We start from the raw sequence: 23,343 nt of genomic DNA, 5'->3' as shown, positions 1-23,343 counted from the left end.
GGTCGAGGTCCTCGCTCCTGCCGGCCAGGCCCATGATCACGGTGCTGCCGTCGGGGCCGGTGACGGGGAAGACGCGGAAGCCGCAGTCGAAGACCGTCCCGTCGCGGTGTACGACGGGCATCCGGACCCGCCAGTACCCCAGGGCGCGGCCGCGTTCCGCCAACTGCTCGGCCGCGCCGGGGCGGCCCGGGGCGGGGGCGGGGAACAGGACGTGGGCCGGGCCGGAGAGCACCGCTTCGGGCGGGTGTCCGAAGAGCTTCTCGGCGCCGGGTCCCCAGTAGCGGACGCGGCCCGCGCCTTCGAGGCCGAAGACCGCCACGGGTACGTGCTCCAGCAGCGTGCCGGGCTCCGACCTCAGGAGGCCGGCGGACTGCTCGCGCTCGCCCCCCGGCGGATCCGTCGGCACAGACGCCCCCTTTCGGGCTTCCGGGCTTTCCCGTCAATTCTGCCCCCACCCCGTCCCTCGGACCCACTTGCGCCAGTTGAGCGGTCGGGCGCGCGCGTCGACGGCCGCGCGTCCGCCAACCGCTGCCGACCGAGTCGAGGAACGACATGCTGCTGCCCCTGAACCGACGGCTGGCCCTCGGTGCCGCTCTGCTGGCCGTGCTGGCCGGCGTGGCACCGGCCACCACCGCCCACGCCGCCGAGGCACCCGCCGACCTCCAGGCCCTGGTCAGGGCCCTGCGCCAGACGACCGACGCGGGGGCTCCCGGGGCCATGGCCCGGATCTCGGGCCCCGGCGGCGTCCAGTCCAAGGCGGTGGGCGTACGCGACCGGGCCTCGGGCGCGGCCATGGACACCCGCTCCCGCTTCCGCGTCGGCAGCGTCACCAAGACGTTCTCGGCCGTGGTGCTGCTGCAGCTGGTGGCCGAGAAGAAGCTCCGGCTGGACACCTCGGTCAACCACTACCTGCCCGGTCTGCTGCCCGACGACCGGATCACCGTCCGCCACCTGCTGAGCCACCGCAGCGGGCTGGCCGACTACACGGACGCCATGTTCGCCCGGACCGTGCCGGGTTTCGAGGCCGTGCGCACGAGGGTGTTCGGCTACCGGGAGCTCGTCGGGCTCTCGCTGAAGGAGCCGAGGACGACCGAACCCGGCGCGGCGTACGCGTACTCGAACACCAATTTCGTCGTCGTCGGCATGCTGATCGAGGAGGTCACCGGGCGCCGGGTGGGCGAGGAGTACCAGCGCCGCGTGATCGAGCCGCTGGGCCTGCGGAACACCTCGTACGTGCACCCCGGTACGCGGATCGAGGGGCGGCACGCGCGCGGCTACCTCCACCCCGACGAGGAGGGCGCGCCGCTGGTCGACTCCACCGAGCAGACCGTGTCCTGGGCGCAGTCCGCGGGAGCGGTGATCTCCGATCCGGCCGATCTGAACACCTTCACCTCGGCGCTGCTCGGCGGCCGACTGCTGGACGCGCGGATGCTGGACGCCATGCTGAAGATGACGCCGACGGACGCGGCCGGCACCCGTTTCTACGGGCTGGGCCTGCGCCGCTACGACCTGTCGTGCGGCACGTCGGTGTACGGCCACACCGGCACCGTGCAGGGCTTCTACACCTACGCGTTCGCCACCCGTGACGGCCGCCGCAGCCTCACGGCCATGGCGAACACCTCGAACCGGGGCGCCGCGAACACGGCGCTGGGCGGGACCCTCGAAGCCGCCTTCTGCGGGAAGCGGTCCGCGACGGCCACGCCGCGCGGCTTCTCGGTCGCCCCGGCCGAGGTGGACCTGCCGGAGCGCCACGCGCGCTGAGTGCGGCCACCGGTACCCCGTCCGGGGGGTAGCCCCCGGACGGGGCGCCGTGGATCATGACAGGGGGCCGGCCCGCCGGCCCCGCGCTCCGCTCCCCGCCACCGAGCCCTGGAGATATGTGTGTCCTCCGCGTCGAGTTATGCGTCCGGTGCCTGCGAACTGCCGCTGCTGGGCGACACCATCGGCGAGAACCTGGACCGCACCGTGCGGCGGTTCCCCGGGCACGACGCCCTCATCGACCGGGCGTCGGGGCGCCGTTGGACGTACGCGGAGCTGGCGGCGGATGTCGACGCCCTGGCGCTCGGGCTGCTCGGCCTCGGCATCGCCAAGGGCGACCGGGTCGGGATCTGGGCGCCGAACCGCGCCGAGTGGACGCTGGTCCAGTACGCCACGGCCAGGATCGGGGCGGTCCTGGTCACGGTGAACCCGGCCTACCGCTCGCACGAACTGGAGTACGTCCTGCGGCAGTCCGGGATCCGGCTGCTGGTCGCGGCGGAGCGGTTCAAGAGCTCCGACTACGCGGCCATGATCGCCGAGGTCCGGCCGCGCTGTCCGGAGCTGGAGTTCACCGTGCTGCTGGACGGGGCCGAGTGGACCGCGCTGCTGGAGCGCGGACGGCGGGGCGACCCGGCAGACCTGGCCCAGGCGCAGGCGGAGCTCAGCCCGGACGACCCGATCAACATCCAGTACACGTCGGGGACCACGGGCTTCCCCAAGGGGGCGACCCTCTCGCACCACAACATCCTCAACAACGCCTTCTTCGTCGGCGAGCTGTGCCACTACACCGAGCGGGACCGGGTCTGCATCCCGGTGCCCTTCTACCACTGCTTCGGCATGGTGATGGGCAACCTGGCGTGCACCAGCCACGGTGCGGCCATGGTGATCCCCGCGCCCTCCTTCGACCCCGCGGCCACCCTGGCCGCGGTCGAGGCGGAGTCGTGCACCTCGCTCTACGGGGTCCCCACCATGTTCATCGCCGAGCTGGCGGACCCCGGCTTCGACGGGTACGACCTGTCCAGCCTGCGGACGGGGATCATGGCGGGCTCGCCCTGCCCGGTCGAGGTGATGAAGGAGGTCATCGAGCGGATGGGCATGGCCGAGGTGGCCATCTGCTATGGGATGACGGAGACCTCCCCGGTGTCGACGCAGACCCGCGCGGACGACTCCGTCGAGCGCCGGGTGTCGACCGTGGGCCGCGTCGGACCGCACCTGGAGGTGAAGGTGGTCGATCCGGGGTCCGGCCGTACGGTGCCCCGCGGCGAGCCGGGCGAGCTGTGCACCCGCGGCTACTCGGTGATGCTCGGCTACTGGGGCGAGCCGGAGCGCACCGCCGAGGCCGTCGACGCGGCGCGCTGGATGCACACGGGCGACCTGGCGGTCATGGACGGCGACGGCTACCTGAGCATCACCGGCCGCATCAAGGACATGGTGATCCGCGGCGGGGAGAACCTCTACCCGCGCGAGATCGAGGAGTTCCTGCACACCCACCCGGGCATCCTGGACGTCCAGGTCATCGGCGTGCCCGACCCGAAGTACGGGGAGGAGCTGATGGCCTGGGTGCGGATGCGGGAGGGCGCCGAGCCGCTGACCGCCGCGGCCGTGCGCGCGTACTGCGACGGCCGGCTCGCCCACTTCAAGATCCCGCGGTACGTGCACGTCGTGGAGGAGTTCCCCATGACGGTCACCGGGAAGATCCGCAAGATCGAGATGCGCGAGGCGGCGGCCCGCCTGCTGGACCTCTCGTCCGACAGGCCCTGAGGGCCGCCGCGCCCGCTCCGGTGGATCAGTTCTTGCCGAGGAGCCCGTTCATCGTCGCGATCTCGGCGCTCTGGGAGCTGATGATGGCCTCGGCCATCGTCTTCGCCTCGGGGAAGGCCCCGTCGGCCAGCTCCGTCTTCGCCATCGCCACGGCACCCTCGTGGTGCTTGATCATGAGCTCCATGAAGGCGGTGTCGAAGGCCCGGCCCGAGGCCTTGCCCAGGCCGTCCATCTCCTCGGCGGTCATCATCCCGCCGCCGGCCCCGTGAGCCGAGTGGTCGGCCGCGCCCGCGGCGGGCACCTGCTCGCCCCAGGAGGTCAGCCACCCGGACAGGGTCCTGATCTCCGGGTCCTGGGCCTTCTTGATCGCCTCGGCCAGCTGCTTCACCTCGGCCGAACCGGCCCGGGAGGGGGCGAGGTCGGCCATCTCGACGGCCTGGCGGTGGTGGGGGATCATCCCCTGCGCGAAGGCGGTGTCGGCGGCGTTGTGCTGCCCTTGCCCGGCGGGCGAGGAGGCCGACGGGGGCTGGGACGGGGACGCGGACGGGGCGGGGTGCCCGCCGTGCCCGGCGGTGGCTCCGTCGTCGGCCGCGCCGCAGGCGGCGAGGACGAGCGAGGCCGCTGCGGCGGCCGCGACGGCGGTGATACGGCGGATCGGGGAACGGTTCTTGCTCATGGTGGTGCGACTCCTTGACGCGTGAGGACAGGGCGGAGCGCGGCGGCCCCGGGGAGGGGGCGCCGTGCGGGCCGCTCTAGATGCGCAGGAGCTGCAGTTCCGCGAGATCGGGCGGGGCGCGGCCGCTCTCGGCCGGCGCCGAGGCACGGGTGGCGAACACCGCGGGCGCGGGCGCGCCCGGCAGGGCGGCCGCGAGCGCGGGCGGTGCGTACGGGGTGGTGATTCCGGTCGCGGCGCAGGTGGCGTCCGCGTGATGCACCTGGCCGTGGCCGCCGGCGTCGTGCGAGCAGCCCTCGGCCGTCCGGTGATCGCCGGCCGTCCGGTGGCCGTCGGATCCGTGTCCGGCGGCGGGGACGGCCTGCGCCCGTACGGGCATGGCGCCCATGGCCCCGGTGCCCAGCCCGTGCATGGCCAGTACTCCGGCCAGGACGGCGAGCACCAGCAGCAGACGGCCGGGCCCGGCGGGGCGGCGGCGCGGCGGCTGCGGGACGGCGATCATGCGGTCATCCTACGATCCCGGTCGGCCCGCGCCCACGCAGGGCCGCCCGACGGCGCGCCCGCTCCCGGCCGGCCGGGAGCTTCCGACGACGGCCGGAGGCGCTCGATCGGGCCTTCCGACAATGTCCGGATCAACGCCGTCCGTCACGGCGAGGAGACGCTACGATCACGGCATGATCACAGCCGACCCGCGTCGCACCTCGCGCGTCGGCCTGTTCGTCGGGCTCCTGAGCGCGCTCCTCTTCGCGATACTGCACTGCACCGCCCAGCTGCCCGGCGAAGAGCCGGTGGCCTCGGGGACCCTCTCCGCCACGGTCACGGTCACCGGCGCCCTCGGCGCCCCGGACCCCGGAAGCGCCGCCCCTCAGCACCCGGGCCACCCCGCCCCTCAGCACCCCGCCCATCCGGATCACCCGGACCACCACGCCGACTGCCTCTCCACCGGCCTGGTCCCCCAGGCACAGAACGAGCCGCGGCACCCGGCGGGCGCCGAGCCCGCGCTCGCCCTCACCCCCGTCACGGGTCCGCAGTCGGCGGATCCGGCCGCACCTCCCGGGGCCGGCGCCGCACGCCCGGCCCGTACCGGCCGCGCCACGCTGGCCGGCGTGTGCCGATGGCGCATCTAGACCGCTCCCGTACCGCATGAGCGACGTCCTGACGCATCATCGAACGAGAGCGGACCAATGGATTCCTCCACCACCGATGTGACACCCCCTGCCCGCACGGCCCTGTCCGGCCTGGTCGGCAACACTCCCCTGCTGCGCGTATCGGAGCCGCTGACCCCGGCGGGAACCGGCTTCTGGGCCAAGCTGGAGGGCTTCAACCCGGGCGGCATCAAGGACCGCCCCGCCCTGCACATGGTCGAACGGGCCCGCGCCCGGGGCGATCTGCGGCCGGGCGCCCGGATCATCGAGTCCACCAGCGGCACCCTCGGCCTGGGCCTCGCCCTGGCCGGCATGGTCTACGGGCACCCCGTCACCCTGGTCACCGACCCCGGCCTGGAACGGTCGATGACCCGGCTGCTGACCGCCTACGGAGCCCAGGTCAACGTGGTCGGCGAGCCGCACCCCACCGGCGGCTGGCAGCAGGCGCGCCGCGAGCGCGTCACCCAGCTGATGGCGCGCCACCCCGGCTCGTGGTGCCCCGACCAGTACAACAACCCCGACAACACCACCGCCTACACCCCCTTGGCCCTCGAACTGGCCACCGAACTGGGCCACATCGACGTCCTGGTGTGCAGCGTCGGCACCGGCGGCCACTCCGCGGGGGTCTCGCGCGTCCTGCGCCGGCTCTACCCCGGCCTCGTCCTGGTCGGGGTGGACACGGTGGGCTCCACCATCTTCGGCCAGCCGGCCCGCACCCGGCTGATGCGCGGCCTCGGTTCGAGCATCTACCCGCGCAACGTGGCCTACGACCAGTTCTCCGAAGTGCACTGGGTCGCCCCGGCGGAGGCCGTCTGGGCCTGCCGCCGACTCGCCACCTCCCACTACGCCACCGGCGGATGGAGCGTCGGAGCGGTCGCCCTGGTGGCCGGGTGGCTGGCGCGCACCCTGCCCGCGGACACAAGGATCGCCGCGGTGTTCCCCGACGGGCCGCAGCGCTATCTCGGCACGGTCTACGACGACGACTACTGCGCGGCGCACGGCCTGCTCGACGCCCCGCCGGCCCCCGAACCCGATGTGATCGGCCGGCTGGACGAGAAGGAGGTCGCGCGGTGGACGCGCTGCGCCTCCGTCGTCGACCCGCTCACCCTCGGCGAGCCCGGCGCGCGGGAGCGGACCCGGTGAAGGGGACCCTCGCACAGGTCCGTTCGTACGAGCGCGGCGTCCGGCTGCTGATGGTGAACCAGTTCGCCATCAACCTCGGCTTCTACATGCTCATGCCCTATCTGGCCGCACACCTGGCCGGGCCGCTGGGGCTCGCCGGGTGGACGGTCGGGCTGATCCTCGGCGTGCGCAACTTCAGCCAGCAGGGCATGTTCCTGATCGGCGGGACGCTGGCCGACCGCTTCGGGTACAAGCCGATGATCATCGCCGGGCTCGTACTGCGCTTCGCCGGCTTCGCCACGCTCGGGCTGGTCGACTCGGTGCCCGCGCTCATCGCCGCCTCCGCGGCGACCGGTCTGGCCGGGGCGCTGTTCAACCCGGCCACGCGGGCGTACCTGGCCGCGGACGCGGGGGAGCGCCGGGTCGAGGCCTTCGCCCTGTTCAACGTCTTCTACCAGGCCGGGATCCTGCTCGGCCCGCTGGTGGGCATGGTGCTGACCGGGGTCGACTTCCGGCTCACGTGCCTGGTCGCGGCCGCGGTGTTCGCGGTGCTCGGCGTCGTGCAGATCCGGGCGCTGCCGGCCCGCCGGGGCAACGACGCCCCGGATCCGGAGGCGGGACCGCGCGCGGGCGTCCTCGCCCAGTGGCGCGGGATCCTGGCCAACCGCCCGTTCCTGCTGTTCTCCGGCGCCATGGTCGGTTCGTACGTGCTGACCTTCCAGGTCTACCTGGCGCTCCCGCTGGACGTCCGGCGGCTCGTGGGCGAGGGCCCCTCCGGCACGGCGGCGGTGGCCCTGCTCTTCGCGGTGTCCGGGCTGAGCACCGTCCTCTTCCAGACCCGGGTGACCGCCTGGTGCAGGGCCCGGATGGAGCCGGGCCAGGCACTGGCCCGGGGGCTGCTGGTGATGGCCTCGGCCTTCCTGCCCCTGGCGGCGGCCGCGGCGCTGCCGGTACCGGGCGGAGGCGTCGGGCTGTGGCTGCAGGCAGCGGTTCCGGCCGCGCTGTCCGCGCTGCTGCTGGCCGTGGGCACGATGATCGCCTACCCGTTCGAGATGGACACCATCGTCCGCCTCTCCGGCGACCGGCTGGTGGCCACGCACTACGGGCTGTACAACACGGTCTGCGGGGTCGGCATCGCCGTCGGGAACCTGCTCACCGGTGCCGCCCTGGACGCGGCCCGGGCGGCCGGGCTCTCCGCGCTGCCGTGGCTGGGGCTCGCCGGCCTCGGCCTGGGCTGCGCGGCCGCCTTGCACGCGCTGCACCGCTCGGGGCGCCTCGTGCCCGGCCCGCAGGGGGCACGCGCGGAAGCCGCGGCGGCCTGACGGCCTGACCGTCAGGCACTGCCGCACAGCACGGGTGCGGGGGCGGCCACGCACTCCCGGCCGCCCCCGCAGCCGCGCCCGCGCGCCTCCCACATGCCGGGATCGCCCCGAGCCCATCCGGCCTTGCTCCCGCGCGGATCGCGCCATTGCGCCCGAAGCCCCAACTCCTATACATACAAGGCGGGTTGCGGTCCGGGCATGTATGCGAACACGCGGAGACCCGCCGCCCACCCGCCCAGCCGCCGCACCCTCCTGCGCTCCGCCGTGGCGGGCACGGCGGCCGCCGGGGCGGGTCTGGCCCTCGGTCCGGCGTTCCCCACCTCCGCCGCGCCGGAGGAGGGGACCGCGGACCGGCCGGCGACTCCCGCGCAGGCACTGCGCCGGCTGGCGGAGGGGAACGACCGCCGGCGCGGGCGGCGGCAGCGGCACCCGCACGAGTCCGCCGCCCTGCGCCGCCGACTGGCCCTGGGGCAGCATCCGTTCGCGATCGTGCGGGCTGTGTGGATTCCCGGGTGGCCCCGGAGCTCGTGTTCGACCAGGGGCTGGGCGACCTGCTGACCGTCCGGTCCGCCGGCGAGGTGCTCGACGAGGCCGTGCTGGGCAGCATCGCCTACGGGGTCCTGGAACTGCGCGTACCCCTGGTCCTCGTACTGGCCCACCAGGCGTGCCGAGCCGTCGGCGCGGCCGTCCGCGCCGACGAGACGGGTGAGCCGCTCCCGGCCGTGGTCGCCGCCCGCTACGAGCTCACCGACCAGCGGGTCCGCACGCTCTCCTAGGCTCGCACCCCAGGCGCTAGCGCCATGCCATCTCGCGGCGCAGGTCCGGGGTGGTGGCGGCCGCCAGGTCGTCGACCACGGCGTACAGGCTGCCCGTACGCCGGTACACCTCGCGCTGGCGCTCCGCGCCCGTGCCCCGCCGGCAGAGCTCGCCGAGGAGGCTCTCGGCCTCGGCGAGGTCGCCGGTCGCCGCCAGCCCGGGCTCGGCGCGGCGCAGCAGCGCGGTGGTCAGGGTGTGGGCGGGCACGGTGTCGCCGGTGAGCGGGTCGAGCCCCTCGCCGTGGTGGCCGTAGCGGGCCGCGAAGCGGTGCGCCGCCCGCAGCCGGCCGACGGGGACCCGGGGCGCGGGCCCGGCGTCCGCCTCGGCCGCCATGGCCGTGCACAGGCCCCGGATCAGCAGGGCCAGCAGCACCGTGGTGTCCACGTCGGCGCTGACGTCCGCGATCCGGATCTCGAGCGTGGGCACGTGCTCGGACGGGCGGGCGAACCAGTAGATCATCCCGCGGTCGAGGATGACGCCCGAGTTGACCAGGGCGTCCGCGGTGGACTCGTAGCCGGCCAGGTCCAGCAGCGGCGCGGGCCCCGCCGTCGGCCAGCGGCCGAACTCCACCGAGCGCCAGCCGGCGAAGCCGCTCTCCAGCCCGCCGGCGAACGGCGAGTTCACCGCGAGCGCCTGGAGCGCCGGGAGGTACGGGCGCACCCGGTTGGCCAGGTCAAGCGCCTGGGCGTGGTCGAGGGTGCCGATGTGGACGTGGCAGCCGCAGACCGCCCCGAGCCTGCCGTCGACGACGGCGCGGTAGGCGCCGGCCATGCGCCGGTAGCGGGGGCAGTCGGTCACCGGCACCGGATCGTCCGGCGGGACCACGGCCGTGCCGGTGCCCACCAGCAGGCATCCCGCCTCCCGTGCGGCATGGCCGGCCGTGGCCCGCAGGGCGGCCAGCTGCTCGCGCAGCTCGGCGCCGGTGCTGACGGGCCGGGTGCAGACCTCGAGCTGGGAGGTGTAGAACTCGGCCTGCGCCTGGTCCCCCAGCTCCGCGGCGAGCGCCCCGAGCACCCGCGGCGCGCGGGGCACCGGCGCCCGCGTGCGGACGTCCACGAGGAAGAACTCCTCTTCGACTCCCATGGTGAGCACGGCGCCCCGCTTCCGTCGTCGGACGTGCGACCGGAGGGCACCCCGCCCGTCCGGCTCCCGCGCCTCACCGCCCGGCCGCCGTCGTGGGAGGCGTATGCCCACTTCAGTCTCCTCCATGCACGGCCCGCGAGCGCTCTCGGGCCCGCCACCTGCGCGGAGTGACCCAGAGCAGCGCTTCGAGCACACAGGGTCATCAGCCCTCCCCGGAGGGGCCGTTCGCGGGTTCGAGTAGCGTTCGGTGGATGACCACGCCTCCCCCGCAGCAGCCCCCGGGCCCGTACGGGCCCCCGCCCCACCAGCAGCCGTACCAGCCGCAGTACCAGGCCCCGTACCAGCAGCAGCCGCACCCCCAGCAGTACCCGTACCCGTACCCGTACCCGGGCCAGCCGCCCTACCCGCCGCCTCCGCGCAAGAGCCGGACCGGCCTGGTGGTCGGGATCGTCGCGGCCTCGCTGGCCGGGCTGGGCATCCTCGCGTTCGCGGTGAGCCGGATCGCCGGGGCGGGGGGCCTGGCGGGCGGGTCCGGCTTCCCCGAGGCCGAGTACCGGCTCACCGTGCCGCAGACCCTGCTGGACGGCGAGTACGAGCTGGTCGAGGACCTGTCGCAGTCCGAGGGCGCGGAGGCGCTCGACGGAGCCTACGACCCGAAGATCCGCAACCCGGAGCCCGCGGTCGGCCAGTACACCGCCGAGTCCCGCAAGGGTGTCAGCGCCCTCGTCTTCTCGGGGATGTACGGACAGTTCAAGGACCCGGCGACGGCCCGCGAGAAGATGCTGTCCGGCGCCGCGGACGCGAAGGGCGCGACCCTGGCCGTCCCCGCCCGGGAGATCACCCCGGCCGGCTCCGGGATCACCGTCTCCTGCCAGGTTCTGACGATGACCCAGGAGGGCACCCGGAGCACCCTGCCGATGTGCGCCTGGGCGGACGAGAACACCGGTGCGTCGGTCGGTTTCGTCTCTCCGGAGACCGTGCAGCAGGACCCGAAGGCCGTGGACCTGGCCAAGGTCGCCGAGACCACCCTGAAGGTGCGCACGGAGACCAGGCAGCCGATCCACTGACGCCCGTCAGCCGAAGAGCGCGGTGATGCGCTGGAGCGGGACGAACTTGGGTACGTCCTCGAGGTGCCTCAGCTGCCGGGTCGCGGGGTCGATGCGGTAGATGTGCATCGCTCCGTCGCCACCGGCGGCCTCGTCGCCGGCGTCCCCACTGTGCGAGACCGGCGCGGTCTGCACGGTGGCGGTGACGGAGGCGGCGGCCGCCTGAGCGGGCGCGGCCGGTAGGGCCAGGGCGGCCGGCGCCGCGGCGGGCAGGGCGGCCCGGCGCGCCGGACGGGCGTCTTGTCCCGGCGTTCCGCGGTCGCTAGCGTCTCGGTCCGGACAACTCCTACGCAGGGGAAGCGGGACGGATGGCCGTCGGAGTCACTCTTGCCGTCGTCGGTGCCGGGAACCGCGGGGTCGCCCACGCGGAGTGGGCCCTGGCCCATCCCGAGCGGGCCGCGGTCGTCGCCGTGGCCGAACCGCGTGCGGTGCGGCGGGAGCGGATCGCGGCCGCTCACGGTCTGGACGCCGGGGCGGTGGTGGACGACTGGCGGACACTGGCGGCCCGCGGACGCGTCGCGGACGCGGTGCTGATCTGCACGCTGGACCGCGAACACCTGGAGCCGGTGCTGGCGTTCGCCGCGCTCGGCTACCACATCATGCTCGAGAAGCCGATGGCCCTGACCGAGGAGGAGTGCCGGCGGATCGTGGCCGCGGTCGAGGAGGCCGGGGTGATCCTCTCCGTGGGCCACGTCCTGCGGTACACCCCGTACACGCGGGCGTTGAAGCGCGCGCTCGACTCGGGCCGGATCGGAGACGTGGTCAGCGTCCAGCACCTGGAGCCGGTCGGGTTCTGGCACCAGGCCCACTCCTTCGTGCGCGGGAACTGGCGCCGCGAGGACGAGGCCACCTCGATGCTGATGGCGAAGTCCTGCCACGACCTGGACTGGCTGCAGTACGTGCTGGGCCGGCCGCCCGTCCGCGTCTCCAGCTTCGGACGCCTCTCCCATTTCCGGTCCGAGCTCAAGCCCGCGGGCGCGGCCGACCGGTGCCTGGACTGCGCCGTGGAGGACACCTGCCCGTACTCCGCGGCCCGCGACTACGGCGAGCGGCTCGCCGCTGGCCGGCACGGCTGGCCGCTGAGCGTGGTGGTCGACGAGTACACCCCGCAGGCCCTGGAGAGCGCGCTGCGCGAAGGACCGTACGGGCGCTGCGTGTACGCCTGCGACAACGACGTGGTCGACCATCAGGTGGTGGCCATGGAGTTCGACTCCGGGGCCACGGCCACCTTCACCATGACCGCCTTCACCGAGGCCGGGGACCGGCAGACCCGAATCTTCGGCACCCGCGGTGAACTGAGGGGGGACGGGAAGCAGTTGACGCTGTACGACTTCCTGACCCGCACCGAGGAGGCCCTCGGGCCCGGCCCCGAGGAGGCGATGGACGCCGCCGGCCGCCACGGGGGCGGCGACGCGGGCCTGATGGACGCCTTCGTCTCCGCCGTCGCCGCCGGGGACCCGGGCCTGGTGAAGTCCGGCCCGCGGGAGTCGCTCACCAGCCATCTGGCGGTACTGGCCGCCGAACGGGCCCGGCGCGAGGGCGCCGTCGTGGACATCCGGCTGTGAGCGGGCGGGGCGGGGGCTGACGGCGGTCCGCATCCCGCCGGAGATGCGGACCGCCGCGCCGCCGCCTCGGGGCGGGTGCTACCAGGACGACTTGGTGACGCCGGGAAGGAAGCCGGCGTGCGCCTGTTCGCGCATCCGGACCCGGGAGAGCCCGAACCTGCGCAGGTGGCCGCGGGGGCGGCCGTCCACGCTGTCGCGGTTGCGCACCCGGGTCGCGCTGGCGTCGCGCGGCTGCCTGCGCAGCGCGGAGAGCGCGGCGCCGCGTTCGGCCTCCGTCGAGGAGGGCCGGCGCAGGACCTCCTTCAGCTCGGCGCGCCGGGCGGCGTAGCGCTCGACGGTCGCCTTGCGCCGCTCGTTGCGGGCGATCTTGCTCTTCTTCGCCATCAGACCTTCCCCCCTCGGGCCCGGATCCGGGCCACCGCCGCCTCGACGCCGATCACGTCGACGGTCTTGACCGCCCGCGCGCTGAGGGTCAGGCGGACGTGCCGCCCTTCGCTGGGCAGCCAGTAGCGCTTGCGCTGGATGTTGGGGTCGAAGCGGCGCGGGGTGCGCCGGTGGGAGTGGGAGATGTTGTTGCCGAAGCCGGGCTGGGCCCCGGTCAGCTGGCAGTGGGCGGACACGGTGTTACCTGCCTCTCTCTGAAGCGGAAGAGTTATTGGAAATGATTTCCATTCCCGTATAGTAGCGGCATGGCACGCAACGAAGTACGCCCGATCGTCAAGCTCCGCTCCACCGCGGGCACCGGCTACACCTACGTCACCCGCAAGAACCGGCGCAGCGACCCGGACCGCATGGTGCTGCGCAAGTTCGACCCGGTGGTCCGCCGGCACGTCGACTTCCGCGAAGAGCGCTGAGCCCACCCCCACCGCCCAGAAGGACACCGCCATGAAGCCCGGAATCCACCCCGCCTACGGCCCCGTCGTCTTCCGCGACAAGGCCGCCGACTTCGCCTTCCTCACCCGGTCCACCGCCACCAGCGACAAGACGGTGGAGTGGGAGGACGGCAACACCTACCCCGTCGTCGACGTGGAGATCTCCTCGCAGAGCCACCCCTTCTACACCGGCACGGCCCGCGTCCTGGACACCGCCGGACGCGTCGAGCGCTTCCAGCGGCGGTACGGGAGCTCGGCGTGACCCTGCCCGTCGTCATCGTCGGCGGGCTGCACTGCGATGCCCGCCGCGCCACCGTGGAACGGCTGCTCGGCACGGTCCCCGGCAGCGTGGCCCTGCACCACGACCTCTCCACGGCGGCCCGGGGCACCGTCCTGCGCACCGTGCGCGACGCCTCCGGGACGCTCGGCTCCGGTGAGGCGCCGCTCGTCAACGACTGCGCCTGCTGCGCACTGCGCGAGGATCTGGTCCCCGAGCTGTGGCGGCTCGCCGACGGCGGGCTGACCCGGCTCGCCGTCGTCGAGCTGTGGGACTCCGTCGAGCCGCGGGCGATGGCCGAGGTCGTCGCCGCACACGGCGGCGGGCGGCTGGAGCTCACCAACGTGATCACCGCCGTGGATCCCGCCCTCGTCCTGCCGTACCTGTCCAACGGGGACGACCTGGCGGAGGCGGGGCTCGCGGCGGCGGCCTCCGACCGGCGGACGGTCGGCGACACCTGGGCCCGGCAGCTCGAATACGCACCCGTCCTGGCTCTCGTCGACGGCGCCGACGCGGACGAGGAGGACCGGGCCCTGCTGGAGCAGCTCCACCCGACCGCCCGCCGGGTGGAGAGCGGGTCGGCCGATCTGGCGCGGCTCGCCTTCGCCGGGTTCGACACCGAGGCCGCGGCCGCCGCGCAGCACCCGGCCTGTGCGCTGCTGCCGCAGGAGGCCGACGAAGCCGGGGTGGCCACCCTGGTCTGGCACCGCCACCGGCCCTTCCACCCGGAGCGGCTGTACGAGGCGCTGGAGGACCTGGCCTGCGCGGCGGCCCGCAGCCGTGGCCGGTTCTGGCTCGCCGACCGGCCCGACACCCTGCTCGCGTGGGACGCCGCGGGCGGCGCGCTCTGCGTCGAGGACAGCGGCCCCTGGCTGGCCTCCCTCCCGGACGCGGCCTGGGAGATGGTGCCGCCGGTGCGCCGGGCGGCCGCCGCGCTGGGCTGGCACCCCGAGCACGGCGACTGCTGCCAGCACCTGGTGTTCACCTCGCCCGGGCTCGACCGCCAGGGGCTGGAGCGGCTCCTGGACTCCTGCCTGCTGACGGACGCCGAGTTCACCGCGGGGCGCGAGGGCTGGAAACGCCTGCCCGCCGCCTTCGACGCCCTGCTGGCCCCCGTCCCGTAGGGCACGTACGGCCGACCGCTCCCCACAACTCCCCTGCTCTACCACCGCACTTCACAGTTCGCTCCTCACAGTTTCAGGACTCCTCATGGCCCGACGCATCACGCCCCGAAAGCCCGCCGCCTCCCGTCCCAACCCGCTGGACGCGGCGAAGATCACCTACATCGACTACAAGGACACCGACCTGCTGCGGAAGTTCATCTCCGACCGGGGCAAGATCCGCAGCCGGCGGGTCACCCGCGTCACGGCCCGGCAGCAGCGCCGACTCGCCGCGGCGATCAAGAACGCCCGTGAGATGGCCCTGCTCCCCTACGCCGCCAGGTAGGGCCGCCCCGGGCGTCCTGACCGTCCCGAGCGTCCTGACCGTCGTGACCGTCCTGACCGTCCTGATTCGGCCGTCGGGCGTCGCGAAGCAGTCCCTCCCCCGCCGGGGCGGGCCCAAAGGGGGCCGCGCGGGTTACGGTCGTATGACCGTTTGCCGAAACCGGTACGTATTCCTCGTCGGGGAGGAACAGCTGGGATGAGCAACGCACCTCTGTACCTGGAACCGCGGCTGGCACCGCGGATGACGTCCTTGCTGGATGAAGTCCCCTTCCTGCACGGGCTCGTGGACGGGCTCGGATCACCCCTGAACCTCGTGCTCCCCCAGGAGTTCGCCGAGAACGTGGCGCGATTCGGCTCCGTCCTGCGCCGCCACCGCCTGGGCGGCCGGGTCTGCTTCGCGCACAAGGCCAGCCGCTCCCGCGCCCTGGTCCGGCACCTCACCACGACCGACGCCGCCCTCGACGCCGCCTCCCTCGGCGAGTTGAGGCACGCGCTGGGCTCGGGGTTCACCGGGGACCGCATCGTGGTGACGGGCCCCAAGGACGCCGAGACGCTCTGGCTCGCCGCGCGCAGCGGTTCCGTCGTCAACGCCGACGGGGCGGCCGAACTGGAGGAAGCGGCCCGGATCGTCGGCGCGTTCGGGCTGCCCCGGCTGCGCGTGATCCTGCGGCTGTCCGAGTTCGAGACCTCCGGAACCCGGATGCTGTCGCGCCGCAGCCGGTTCGGCACGGCCGTGAAATCGCTCGGCGACCTGCTCGACGTGCTCGAACGCCACCAGGACGCGCTGGAGCCGATCGGGGTGGGCTACCACCTCGACACCACGAGCCTGGACGAGAAGGCCACGGCGCTCGAAGGATGCCTGCGGGCAATGGAGGAGCTGCAGATCCGGGGGTTCGCGCCGCGCGTGGTCGACGTGGGCGGCGGCTTCGGCGTCAACTACCTGGCGCACGGCGCGCAGTGGGACCGCTACACCACCGAGCTCACGCACGCCGTCATGGGCCGTCGCCCGGCCCTCACCTGGGGCGGGCACGGCTACGGCCTGCGTGCGGAGAACGGCACGCTCCGCGGGTCCCTCGGCCTCTATCCGGCCCACCGCCCCGTCGCCGGCGCCGCCTACCTCGACGAGCTCCTGTCCCGTCCCGCGCCCGGCCTCGGCCGCCCGTTCGGCACGCTGCTGCTGGAGAGCATGTACGACCTGTACGCCGAACCCGGCCGGGCCCTGGCCGACCAGTGCGGGCTCACGCTCGGGAGGGTGCAGGAGGTGCGGTCGGGCGGGTCCGGGGAGCACCTCGTACGGCTCGCCCTGAACGCGGGGGACGTGGGCCTGGAGGACCACGGCGTGCTCATGGACCCCGTACTCCTCCCCCGCGGCGGGCTTCCCGGGCGGGCGCCCGGAGCGGCGGCCGGAGCGGCGGCCGGAGCGGTGGACGGACCCGCGGACCGGCCGGTGGGTGTGTACCTCATGGGCAACCTGTGCCTCGAAGCGGACCTGATCACCCGCCGCATGGTGTTCTTACCACGGCTGCCGCGGCCGGGCGATCTGCTCGCCTTCGCCAACACCGCGGGCTACTGCATGGACTTCACCGCCACCCGGGCCCAACAGCAGCCCGTGGCCCGCAAGATCGCCGTACGGCAGGAGGACTCCGGGGAGGGCAGAGGGCGCTGGACCTGGTGCCTCGACGAGGAGTACTGGCCGGTCACAGCCACGGGGGGACGGCGGACATGAGGTACGACAGCATCACCGAGGCCATCGGCGACACCCCGCTGGTGCGCATCGACCCGGCCGTGCACGGCCTGCGCCACATCGACCTCTACGCCAAGCTGGAGATGCTCAACCCCTTCGGCTCGCTGAAGGACCGCGCGGCCTGGCACATGGCCCGCTCCGCGCTGGACGACGCCCGGGCGCGGTCCGCGACGATCGTCGAGCTGTCCAGCGGGAACACCGCCAAGGCCCTGGCCCTGATCGCGGGGATGCACGGGCTGCCGTTCAAGAGCGTCACCAACCGGATGCGTATTCCGGAGATCAAGGACCTGCTCCTGCTGCTGGGCGCCGAGATCGAGGAGCTGCCGGGGCAGAGCGAATGCCTGGACCCGACCGACACCGAGGACCCGCTGACCCGGTTCCACCAGCGGCTCAGCCGCCCGGACAGCGCCCTCCTCCACACCGACCAGTACTTCAACCCGTTGAACGCCGAGGCGCACGCGCAGGGCACCGGACCTGAGATCATCGCCGATCTGGACGGCCGTGCTCCGGACTGGTTCGTCGCGTGCGTGGGCACGGCCGGTTCGTCCACCGGGGTGGCCCGCGCCCTGCGCGCCCACGATCCGGCGGTGCGGGTCGTCGGGCTGGTCGGGGAGAAGTCCGACTTCATCCCCGGCATCCGCACCCTCGACGAGGTTCAGGAGGTCGGGCTCTTCGACCCCGCCACCTACGACACGATCGAGGGCGTGAGCTCGGACGAGGCCATCGACGGGATGGTGACGCTGATGCGCCGCTGCGGGCTGCTCGCCGGTCCCACCGGCGGGGCCGCGTACCTCGGGGCCGTGCGCCATCTCCGGCCGCTGGACACCCCGTCGGCCGGCGGGCGCAGGACGGCCGTGTTCATCGTCTGCGACCGGGCGGAGAGCTACCTCGGCTATGTGCGGCAGCGCCGTCCGGAGCTGTTCGGCCGGCCTCCGGCGAAGAACTCGGTGGCCACGCTGACCGAGGAGGAGGTGCGCTCGGCGGCCGTCATCGAGGTCGCCGAGGCCCAGAAGTGGATCGAGGACCGGCGTCCGCTGGTGATCGACCTCCGCGGCCCGTTCGCGTACGCCGCCCTGCACATCGACGGCGCGGTCAACATCGTCGACGAGCTCTTCGACGAACTCCTGCGCGGCGGGCTGCCCTTCGGCACCCGGCAGCCGGTGCTGCTGACCTGCCCGGTCGGCGAGAAGTCCGCCCGGTACGCGGCCGTGCTGACGCGCATGGGCCACCCGGACGTACGCAGTCTCGCCGGGGGCATCGTGGCCTGGCGGGACGCCGGAGCACCTCTGGTGCGTGACTGACGTGGCGGCCGATCCCGCCGGGGAGATCGCGGAACTGGCCCCGTGGCAGCGCGGGCTGCGCGCCCAGTTCCCGATCATCACGGGCCATCCGGGCCTGGCCTATCTGGACAGCGCGGCCACCGCGCAGAAGCCGCAGGCCGTCCTGGACGCCGTGCACGGCTACCTCACGACGTCGAACGCCAACGCGGGCCGGGGCTCCTACCCATGGGCCAACACGACCACCGCGCTGGTGGAGCGCGCCCGCGACCGGGTCAAGGAGTTCCTCGGCGATCCGCGGCCGGACCGGTCCTCGGTGCACTTCACCACCGGGACCACGGACGGGCTGCGCACCGTCGCACGGGAGTGGCTGCCCGGACTGCTGGCGGACGGCGACGAGATCGTCGTCCCGTTCACCGACCACGAGGCGAACCTGGCGCCGTGGCTGGAGGCGCGGGAGCTGCTGGCCCGCCAGGGGGTCCGGATCCGGGTGCGGGAGCTGCCCTGCCAGGCGGGCTCCGGGGACTACGACCCGGCGGCCCTCGCCGGGATCGTCGGCCCGCGCACCCGCTTCGTGGCCGCCACGCACGTGCACCACGTGTACGGGGCCGACATGAACGTGCACCGCATCCGGCAGGTGGTCGGGCCCGACGTGCCGATCTGCCTGGACGCCGCACAGAGCATCGGCCACCTCCCGGTCTCGGTGGCCGGGCTCGACGTGGACTTCGTGGTCTTCTCCGGGCACAAGGCCCTCGCCCTGCCCGGTACCGGCGCGGTCTGGGCCCGGGACCTGCGGGGGCCGGCCTTCCGGCCCGGCGGCTGGAGCGGCACCCCCAACACGGTGGGCATCGCCTCCCTGGCGGCGGCCCTGGACTGGCTGGACGCCGCCGGGACCGAGCGCATCGAGCGCTGGACCGTGGCGCTGACCTCGCTGCTGACCGACGGGCTGGGGCGGCTGCCCGCGTACGAGGTGCTCGGCTGCCGTTCGAGTCTGGCCACCGCGTCCGAGGTGCAGCGCAGGCGGAGCATCGTCACCTTCCGGCACCACGGGATCGGCGCCCAGGACCTCGGGTTCATCCTGTTCAGCCGCGGCTTCATGGTGCGCTCCGACGGGCACTGCCAGGCGGGCGGCGGCGGCGGCGACCGGGAGTCCTCGGTACGGGTGAGTCTGCACGTGCACAACACGCCTGAAGAGGTGGAAGAGTTGCTCACCACCCTCGCTAGTCTGCAATGATTTCCATTATGGAGATGAGCACGATGACGTCCCGTACGGCAGCGCGCTGGGTGGAGCGCTGGGAGAGTCAGCAACAGCGGTACGCCGTCGACCGCGAGGAGAGGTTCACGGTCATCACCGACGTCGTCGAACGGATGACGGCCGACCGTGCCGCTCCCCTGGTCCTCGACCTGGGCAGCGGCCCGGGGGCCCTGGCCGCGCGGCTGGCCGGACGCCTCCCGGACGCCGAGGTGCTGGCCGTGGACGCCGACCCGCTGCTCCTCGAACTCGGCAGCTCCCACTACGGACCGGCCGTACGCCATGTCGAGGCCGTGATCGGGAGGCCGGGCTGGCTGGACGTGCTCGCCCTGGACCGCCCGGTGGACGCGGTGGTCTCGGCGACGGCCCTGCACTACCTCGGGGAGTCCACGCTGCGGGAGGTCTACAAGGAGCTGGCCGGACGGCTGCGCCCCGGCGGCGTCCTCGTCAACGGCGACCACATCCGCCCGGACGCGCCGCGCATCGCCGAACTGGCCCTGCACGTCGGGGAGCGCCACTCCGAGCGGTACCTGGACACCACCGAGGACTGGGAGTCCTGGTGGTCGGAGGCGGCCGCCGACCCGGAGCTGGCACCGCGGCTCGCGGACTGCGGGCCCGACCGGCATCCGCACTGCGAGGGCAACGACCTGACCCTGTCCGGCCATGTCGCGCTGCTGGGCGAGGCGGGGTTCCAGCAGATCGGCACGGTATGGCAGTTCGGCCACAGCCATGTGGTGGTCGCCGTCCGCTGAACGGGGCCGGAGCCCGGGCCGGGGCGGTTCCGGGCTGTCGGCCCGGCCGGTCGGCAGCGGGCCGTGCGGACGCGCCGCGCCGCCGACCGGTGTTCCGGTCGGGGGCACGGCGTGTGCGTGGAGGGGGGCGCGGGGAGGGCCTCAGAAGAGGCAGGTGAAGAACTGGTAGCCGGTGGGGTCCCCGGTCATCTGCCAGTGGAAGCCCTGGAGGAGGAAGCAGGCGACGAGGTTGCTGACGGCGAAGAAGGCCAGGACGCCCAGGGTGACCGCGGCGGTGCGGCGCAGGGCGGGCGAGCCGGCGGCGGCGTCCAGGGGCTGGGCGGCGCCGGCCAGGACGAGGTTGACGCCTGCGGCGAGGGCGGCGAGGAAGAAGGTGACGGCGGCCCAGGTGTACAGGTGCAGTCCGAACAGGGCGCCGGCGTAGCCGGGGTCCGGGGGAACGATGTGCATCAGCACCTGCGCGCCGGACACGGTGCCGCCGATCAGCGCGGAGACGAGGGCCACGCCCCAGCCCGAGGCGAACTCGGCGGTGGTCACGGGCCCCTTGCGCGAGCGGGCGATGATCATGGCCGGGCCGAGGGCGCTGAGCAGCATGAAGACGGCGGCGGCCGAGGCGCTGTGGGACACCCGCGCGCCCGCGCCCTTCTCCGTTTTCGCGGTCGGCGACGTGCGCGAGGGCCGCAACGACGTCGCCGTCGAGGTCCCCGGCGTGCTGTCGTTCCTGGCGCACCACAACCTCACCGACGCCGTGCCCGGAATCTACGACACCGCCCGCCGGGAGCGGCCCGGTACGGCGCCGCGCCCGAGGACTACGTGCCCGACGTCTTCGTGGCCTTCTGGGGTTCCGCCTGATGATCGGCTTCGGCAGGGTGTCCTTCGCGGCCGGAGCGGCCGGCCTGTGGCTGACCCGCGGCAGGCGCCTGCTCGACCCCGCGCTGCGTACCGGGGAGGACGAGGTGCCCCGGCTGGCGCTCACCCGGCGCCGCGAGCTCGGCCCCTTCCTCACCGCCTGGTCCTGGCGGACCGCGGCGCTCACCCTCGGCTTCCCGCTGATCGCCGACTCGTTCGGCTGGATCTTCACCGAGACGGGCCGCCAGCCGTGGGCCGTGTACGGGCTGATCAAGACCCGGGTCGACCACAACCATGCACCTGCACGACCTCTGGTTCGTACTCATCGCCTTCCTGTGGACCGGCTACTTCTTCCTCGAGGGCTTCGACTTCGGCATCGGCGTACTCACCGGGATCCGAGGTGTGGATGCTGACCGCCGTCGGCGCGACCTTCGCCGCTGCCGATCCTCGCCGCCTGGTCTGCCCGATCGTGCGCGGTGTCGCGCTCGAGTACCGGCACAAGCGCGATGACGAGGCGTGGAAACGGGTCTGCGACCGCTGCGTCTTCCGGAGCTCTCTGGTCTGCTCCGCCCTGTGGGGGCTGATCTTCGCCGACATGGTGCGCGGCGTGCCGGTCGGGCCGGACGGGAACGTCACCGGCGGCCCGCCCGCACTCCTCCACCCGTACGCGCTCCTCGGCGCGCTGACCATGGCCGGGCGTTCGCGCTGTCAGGGCCGGCGGTCGTGGCCACCGTCGCGACGCTGTTCCTGGCCCTCTTCCTGTTCCCCGACGTGATGCCCTCGACGGCCGATCCCGCCTGGAGCCTGACCGTGGCCGGTTCGGCCGCGAGCCCGTACACGCTGAAGATCCTGACCTGGGTCGCGTCCTTCATGACCCCCGTCGTCCTCGCCTACCTGGCGTGGACCTACTGGGTCTTCCGCAGGCGCGTCGGCGCGCCGTGACGCGAGGGCGAGGGCGATGGCGAGCGCGGCGAGGATCAGAACGGCCGCCACGGCGAAGGTGATCCGCATGCCGGTGGCGACGGCCCCGGGACGGGCCGCGGCCACGTCGGCCGTCGCCGTCCCGAGGGCGAACACGGCGCCCATGACGGACGCGCCGGTGACCAGGCCCAGGTTGCGCGACAGGTTGAGCAGGCCCGAGACAACGCCCCGGCGGCCGGCGGGGACTTCGGCCATGACGGCGGTGTTGTTGGCCGTCTGGAACACCGCGTACCCGGCCGTGAGGACGGCCATGGGCGCCAGGTATCCGGTGATGCCCGAGCGGGCCGGCAGGGTGGCCAGGGCGACGGCTCCGGCCGCCATGGCGACGAGCCCGGCGACGGTGGTGCGGGGTGCGCCGAACCGGTCCGCGATACGGCCGGCCGGTACGCCGGTCAGGGCGGCGACGAGCGGGCCGGCCGACAGGACGAGTCCGACGAGGGCCTCCCGGAGCCCGAGGCCGCGTGCGAGGTAGAACGGCCCGACGACCAGAGTCGACATCATCACCGTGGAGACGAGGGCGCTCGTGGCGAGGCTCCCGCTCAGCCGCGGATCGCGGAGCGTCCGCAGCCGGATCAGCGGGGACCCGGCCCTCGCCTCGGCGCGTACGAAGAGGGCGGCTCCGCAGGCGGCGGCCGCGAGCAGGGCCGCGTTGAGCGGCCCGAAGCCGCCGCGCCCCAGGGTCATGGCGAGGGCGTACGCGGCGAGGGTCAACGCGAGCAGCAGGGTGCCGGCATGGTCGAAGCGGGCCCGGTCGGCGGGGCGTCCGGGCCGGTCGGCGGGCAGGTGGCGGTGGGCGAGCAGCAGGGTGAGGACGCCCAGCGGGACGTGGACGAGGAAGATCGCCCGCCAGCCGAATCCGGAGAGCAGGACGCCGCCGAGCGAGGGGCCGAGTGCGGTGCCGACGGCGGACATCGTGCCGAGCAGGCCCATCGCGCTGCCGGTCCGCGCCTTCGGGACGGTCTCGGCGACGAAGGCCATGGTGAGGGCCATCATCACGGCAGCTCCGAGCCCCTGGGCCGCGCGGGCGGCGATCAGCAGCCGCAGTGTGGGCGCGACGCCGCACAGGGCGGAGGCCAGCGTGAACAGGAGGATGCCGGCCAGGAGCAGCCGCCGGCGGCCGATGAGGTCACCGAGCCGTCCGGCGCTGACGACCAGGGTGGTGACGGCGAGGAGGTAGGCGAGGACGATCCACTGGACCTCCTGGAAGGAGGCGTCGAAGGCCTGCGCGAGCGTCGGCAGTCCGACGTTGGCGATGCTGGTGCCGAGGGAGGAGAGCAGTGCGGAGAGCGAGAGGGCGGCGATGGCCCGGCGTGCGGCGGGCGTCCGGCGGGACGCTCTGGCCGGCGGTTCGGAGTCGTGGTGGGGGCTCATGGGCGGGAGCCTGCGCGGGCCGGGGGCGTACCGGCAAAGATTTTTGCCGTTTCCGGGAAACGGCGGGCGGGGCGGGGTGACCGGGGCTCGGACTCGGGCCCGGGTCCGGGTCCGGGTCCGGGTCCGGGTCCGGGCCCGGGCCCGGGCCCCAGCAGTCACATATACACAACAG

The 23,343-nt window shown here is 73.8% G+C and carries 22 protein-coding genes and 5 pseudogenes; 18 read left to right on the top strand and 9 right to left on the bottom strand.

Annotation, left to right across the window (positions count from 1 at the left end; genetic code table 11):
• Nucleotides 1-46: 46 nt before the first annotated feature.
• Nucleotides 47-406 (bottom strand): annotated as a pseudogene (locus ACFWP3_RS17285) (PAS domain-containing protein); the annotation flags it as partial.
• A 146-nt stretch (nucleotides 407-552) separates the two neighbouring features.
• Between ACFWP3_RS17285 and ACFWP3_RS17280 the strand changes: the two are divergent.
• The gene (locus tag ACFWP3_RS17280) at nucleotides 553-1,761 is read left to right on the top strand and encodes a serine hydrolase domain-containing protein (RefSeq protein WP_384221469.1); all 1,209 of its coding nucleotides are present in this window, start codon (nucleotides 553-555) and stop codon (nucleotides 1,759-1,761) included.
• A gap of 108 nt (nucleotides 1,762-1,869) precedes the next feature.
• Nucleotides 1,870-3,519 (top strand): AMP-binding protein, encoded by a 1,650-nt coding sequence (locus ACFWP3_RS17275; RefSeq protein WP_384221601.1) that lies wholly within the window; start codon nucleotides 1,870-1,872, stop codon nucleotides 3,517-3,519.
• Nucleotides 3,520-3,544: 25 nt separating this feature from the next.
• Here the strand turns inward: ACFWP3_RS17275 and ACFWP3_RS17270 are convergent, their stop codons facing one another.
• Nucleotides 3,545-4,195, bottom strand: coding sequence for a DUF305 domain-containing protein (locus ACFWP3_RS17270; protein ID WP_384221467.1), 651 nt, complete (start codon nucleotides 4,193-4,195; stop codon nucleotides 3,545-3,547).
• 76 nt (nucleotides 4,196-4,271) lie between these two features.
• Nucleotides 4,272-4,694 carry a DUF6153 family protein gene (locus ACFWP3_RS17265; protein ID WP_384221465.1) on the bottom strand — a complete coding sequence of 141 codons (423 nt, stop codon included), beginning with the start codon at nucleotides 4,692-4,694 and terminating at the stop codon, nucleotides 4,272-4,274.
• A 172-nt stretch (nucleotides 4,695-4,866) separates the two neighbouring features.
• Between ACFWP3_RS17265 and ACFWP3_RS17260 the strand changes: the two genes are divergently transcribed.
• The 4 genes and pseudogenes from ACFWP3_RS17260 to ACFWP3_RS17245 form a co-directional block, all read left to right on the top strand.
• Complete coding sequence (locus ACFWP3_RS17260; RefSeq protein ID WP_384221463.1) at nucleotides 4,867-5,319, top strand: hypothetical protein; 453 nt, start codon at nucleotides 4,867-4,869, stop codon at nucleotides 5,317-5,319.
• 57 nt (nucleotides 5,320-5,376) lie between these two features.
• Nucleotides 5,377-6,480 (top strand): PLP-dependent cysteine synthase family protein, encoded by a 1,104-nt coding sequence (locus ACFWP3_RS17255; protein WP_384221460.1) that lies wholly within the window; start codon nucleotides 5,377-5,379, stop codon nucleotides 6,478-6,480.
• Entirely contained in the window at nucleotides 6,477-7,781 is a 1,305-nt protein-coding gene (locus ACFWP3_RS17250; protein ID WP_384221458.1) for an MFS transporter, read from the top strand. The genes ACFWP3_RS17255 and ACFWP3_RS17250 overlap by 4 nt, the downstream gene beginning before the upstream one ends.
• A gap of 198 nt (nucleotides 7,782-7,979) precedes the next feature.
• Nucleotides 7,980-8,503 (top strand): annotated as a pseudogene (locus tag ACFWP3_RS17245) (carbonic anhydrase); the annotation flags it as partial.
• A gap of 70 nt (nucleotides 8,504-8,573) precedes the next feature.
• Here the strand turns inward: ACFWP3_RS17245 and ACFWP3_RS17240 are convergent.
• Nucleotides 8,574-9,680: a glutamate--cysteine ligase gene (locus ACFWP3_RS17240; protein ID WP_384221598.1), complete on the bottom strand. Its 1,107-nt coding sequence runs from the start codon at nucleotides 9,678-9,680 to the stop codon at nucleotides 8,574-8,576.
• A 251-nt stretch (nucleotides 9,681-9,931) separates the two neighbouring features.
• Here ACFWP3_RS17240 and ACFWP3_RS17235 point away from each other — a divergent pair, with 251 nt between their 5' ends.
• Nucleotides 9,932-10,747 carry a hypothetical protein gene (locus ACFWP3_RS17235; RefSeq protein WP_384221456.1) on the top strand — a complete coding sequence of 272 codons (816 nt, stop codon included), beginning with the start codon at nucleotides 9,932-9,934 and terminating at the stop codon, nucleotides 10,745-10,747.
• 6 nt (nucleotides 10,748-10,753) lie between these two features.
• On the opposite strand, the gene ACFWP3_RS17230 is transcribed toward ACFWP3_RS17235, so the two are convergent.
• Nucleotides 10,754-10,921: a hypothetical protein gene (locus tag ACFWP3_RS17230; protein ID WP_384221454.1), complete on the bottom strand. Its 168-nt coding sequence runs from the start codon at nucleotides 10,919-10,921 to the stop codon at nucleotides 10,754-10,756.
• Nucleotides 10,922-11,094: 173 nt separating this feature from the next.
• On the opposite strand from ACFWP3_RS17230, the gene ACFWP3_RS17225 reads away from it, so the two are divergent.
• Nucleotides 11,095-12,351 (top strand): Gfo/Idh/MocA family protein, encoded by a 1,257-nt coding sequence (locus ACFWP3_RS17225; protein WP_384221451.1) that lies wholly within the window; start codon nucleotides 11,095-11,097, stop codon nucleotides 12,349-12,351.
• A 78-nt stretch (nucleotides 12,352-12,429) separates the two neighbouring features.
• Here the strand turns inward: ACFWP3_RS17225 and rpsN are convergent, their stop codons facing one another.
• Nucleotides 12,430-12,735 carry a 30S ribosomal protein S14 gene (rpsN, locus tag ACFWP3_RS17220; protein WP_384221449.1) on the bottom strand — a complete coding sequence of 102 codons (306 nt, stop codon included), beginning with the start codon at nucleotides 12,733-12,735 and terminating at the stop codon, nucleotides 12,430-12,432.
• The gene (rpmB, locus tag ACFWP3_RS17215) at nucleotides 12,735-12,971 is read right to left on the bottom strand and encodes a 50S ribosomal protein L28 (RefSeq protein ID WP_384221446.1); all 237 of its coding nucleotides are present in this window, start codon (nucleotides 12,969-12,971) and stop codon (nucleotides 12,735-12,737) included. The genes rpsN and rpmB overlap by 1 nt, the downstream gene beginning before the upstream one ends.
• Nucleotides 12,972-13,040: 69 nt before the next feature.
• Here rpmB and rpmG point away from each other — a divergent pair, with 69 nt between their 5' ends.
• The 8 genes from rpmG (at nucleotide 13,041) to ACFWP3_RS17175 (ending at nucleotide 19,970) form a co-directional block, all read left to right on the top strand.
• On the top strand, nucleotides 13,041-13,205 hold the full coding sequence (gene rpmG, locus ACFWP3_RS17210; RefSeq protein ID WP_133895600.1) for a 50S ribosomal protein L33: 165 nt from the start codon (nucleotides 13,041-13,043) through the stop codon (nucleotides 13,203-13,205).
• A gap of 31 nt (nucleotides 13,206-13,236) precedes the next feature.
• The gene (locus ACFWP3_RS17205; protein ID WP_384221444.1) at nucleotides 13,237-13,485 is read left to right on the top strand and encodes a type B 50S ribosomal protein L31; all 249 of its coding nucleotides are present in this window, start codon (nucleotides 13,237-13,239) and stop codon (nucleotides 13,483-13,485) included.
• Complete coding sequence (locus ACFWP3_RS17200; RefSeq protein ID WP_384221441.1) at nucleotides 13,482-14,624, top strand: CobW family GTP-binding protein; 1,143 nt, start codon at nucleotides 13,482-13,484, stop codon at nucleotides 14,622-14,624. Before ACFWP3_RS17205 ends, ACFWP3_RS17200 begins: the two co-directional genes overlap by 4 nt.
• Nucleotides 14,625-14,709: 85 nt before the next feature.
• On the top strand, nucleotides 14,710-14,946 hold the full coding sequence (gene rpsR, locus ACFWP3_RS17195) for a 30S ribosomal protein S18 (RefSeq protein ID WP_384221439.1): 237 nt from the start codon (nucleotides 14,710-14,712) through the stop codon (nucleotides 14,944-14,946).
• A 195-nt stretch (nucleotides 14,947-15,141) separates the two neighbouring features.
• Nucleotides 15,142-16,671, top strand: coding sequence for a Y4yA family PLP-dependent enzyme (locus ACFWP3_RS17190; protein WP_384221437.1), 1,530 nt, complete (start codon nucleotides 15,142-15,144; stop codon nucleotides 16,669-16,671).
• On the top strand, nucleotides 16,668-17,990 hold the full coding sequence (locus ACFWP3_RS17185; RefSeq protein ID WP_384221435.1) for a pyridoxal-phosphate dependent enzyme: 1,323 nt from the start codon (nucleotides 16,668-16,670) through the stop codon (nucleotides 17,988-17,990). The genes ACFWP3_RS17190 and ACFWP3_RS17185 overlap by 4 nt, the downstream gene beginning before the upstream one ends.
• A gap of 1 nt (nucleotide 17,991) precedes the next feature.
• Complete coding sequence (locus ACFWP3_RS17180; RefSeq protein WP_384221596.1) at nucleotides 17,992-19,200, top strand: aminotransferase class V-fold PLP-dependent enzyme; 1,209 nt, start codon at nucleotides 17,992-17,994, stop codon at nucleotides 19,198-19,200.
• Between the two features lie 23 nt (nucleotides 19,201-19,223).
• Nucleotides 19,224-19,970, top strand: coding sequence for a class I SAM-dependent methyltransferase (locus tag ACFWP3_RS17175; protein WP_384221594.1), 747 nt, complete (start codon nucleotides 19,224-19,226; stop codon nucleotides 19,968-19,970).
• A gap of 141 nt (nucleotides 19,971-20,111) precedes the next feature.
• Here the strand turns inward: ACFWP3_RS17175 and ACFWP3_RS17170 are convergent, their stop codons facing one another.
• Entirely contained in the window at nucleotides 20,112-20,597 is a 486-nt protein-coding gene (locus tag ACFWP3_RS17170; protein ID WP_384221433.1) for a disulfide bond formation protein B, read from the bottom strand.
• Between ACFWP3_RS17170 and ACFWP3_RS17165 the strand changes: the two are divergent.
• A pseudogene (locus ACFWP3_RS17165) lies at nucleotides 20,563-21,097 on the top strand (cytochrome ubiquinol oxidase subunit I); the annotation flags it as partial. The gene ACFWP3_RS17170 and the pseudogene ACFWP3_RS17165 overlap by 35 nt on opposite strands.
• Before the next feature lie 16 nt (nucleotides 21,098-21,113).
• Nucleotides 21,114-21,761 (top strand): annotated as a pseudogene (locus ACFWP3_RS17160) (cytochrome d ubiquinol oxidase subunit II).
• Between the two features lie 213 nt (nucleotides 21,762-21,974).
• Here the strand turns inward: ACFWP3_RS17160 and ACFWP3_RS17155 are convergent.
• Nucleotides 21,975-23,171: pseudogene (locus ACFWP3_RS17155) on the bottom strand (MFS transporter); the annotation flags it as partial.
• Nucleotides 23,172-23,343 lie beyond the last annotated feature (172 nt).

The sequence above is a fragment of the Streptomyces sp. NPDC058525 genome, assembly GCF_042719495.1.
GTDB lineage: Bacteria > Actinomycetota > Actinomycetes > Streptomycetales > Streptomycetaceae > Streptomyces.
This window is presented reverse-complemented; position numbering and strand designations above follow the sequence as displayed.

Excerpts from the sequence above, each read along its gene's own strand:
- ACFWP3_RS17280 (WP_384221469.1), top strand. The coding sequence starts at position 553 with ATGCTGCTGCCCCTGAACCGACGGCTGGCCCTCGGTGCCGCTCTGCTG.
- ACFWP3_RS17270 (WP_384221467.1), bottom strand. The coding sequence starts at position 4,195 with ATGAGCAAGAACCGTTCCCCGATCCGCCGTATCACCGCCGTCGCGGCC.
- ACFWP3_RS17265 (WP_384221465.1), bottom strand. The coding sequence starts at position 4,694 with ATGATCGCCGTCCCGCAGCCGCCGCGCCGCCGCCCCGCCGGGCCCGGC.
- ACFWP3_RS17260 (WP_384221463.1), top strand. The coding sequence starts at position 4,867 with ATGATCACAGCCGACCCGCGTCGCACCTCGCGCGTCGGCCTGTTCGTC.
- ACFWP3_RS17255 (WP_384221460.1), top strand. The coding sequence starts at position 5,377 with ATGGATTCCTCCACCACCGATGTGACACCCCCTGCCCGCACGGCCCTG.
- ACFWP3_RS17240 (WP_384221598.1), bottom strand. The coding sequence starts at position 9,680 with ATGGGAGTCGAAGAGGAGTTCTTCCTCGTGGACGTCCGCACGCGGGCG.
- ACFWP3_RS17235 (WP_384221456.1), top strand. The coding sequence starts at position 9,932 with ATGACCACGCCTCCCCCGCAGCAGCCCCCGGGCCCGTACGGGCCCCCG.
- ACFWP3_RS17225 (WP_384221451.1), top strand. The coding sequence starts at position 11,095 with ATGGCCGTCGGAGTCACTCTTGCCGTCGTCGGTGCCGGGAACCGCGGG.
- rpsN (WP_384221449.1), bottom strand. The coding sequence starts at position 12,735 with ATGGCGAAGAAGAGCAAGATCGCCCGCAACGAGCGGCGCAAGGCGACC.
- rpmG (WP_133895600.1), top strand. The coding sequence starts at position 13,041 with ATGGCACGCAACGAAGTACGCCCGATCGTCAAGCTCCGCTCCACCGCG.
- ACFWP3_RS17205 (WP_384221444.1), top strand. The coding sequence starts at position 13,237 with ATGAAGCCCGGAATCCACCCCGCCTACGGCCCCGTCGTCTTCCGCGAC.
- rpsR (WP_384221439.1), top strand. The coding sequence starts at position 14,710 with ATGGCCCGACGCATCACGCCCCGAAAGCCCGCCGCCTCCCGTCCCAAC.
- ACFWP3_RS17190 (WP_384221437.1), top strand. The coding sequence starts at position 15,142 with ATGAGCAACGCACCTCTGTACCTGGAACCGCGGCTGGCACCGCGGATG.
- ACFWP3_RS17185 (WP_384221435.1), top strand. The coding sequence starts at position 16,668 with ATGAGGTACGACAGCATCACCGAGGCCATCGGCGACACCCCGCTGGTG.
- ACFWP3_RS17175 (WP_384221594.1), top strand. The coding sequence starts at position 19,224 with ATGACGTCCCGTACGGCAGCGCGCTGGGTGGAGCGCTGGGAGAGTCAG.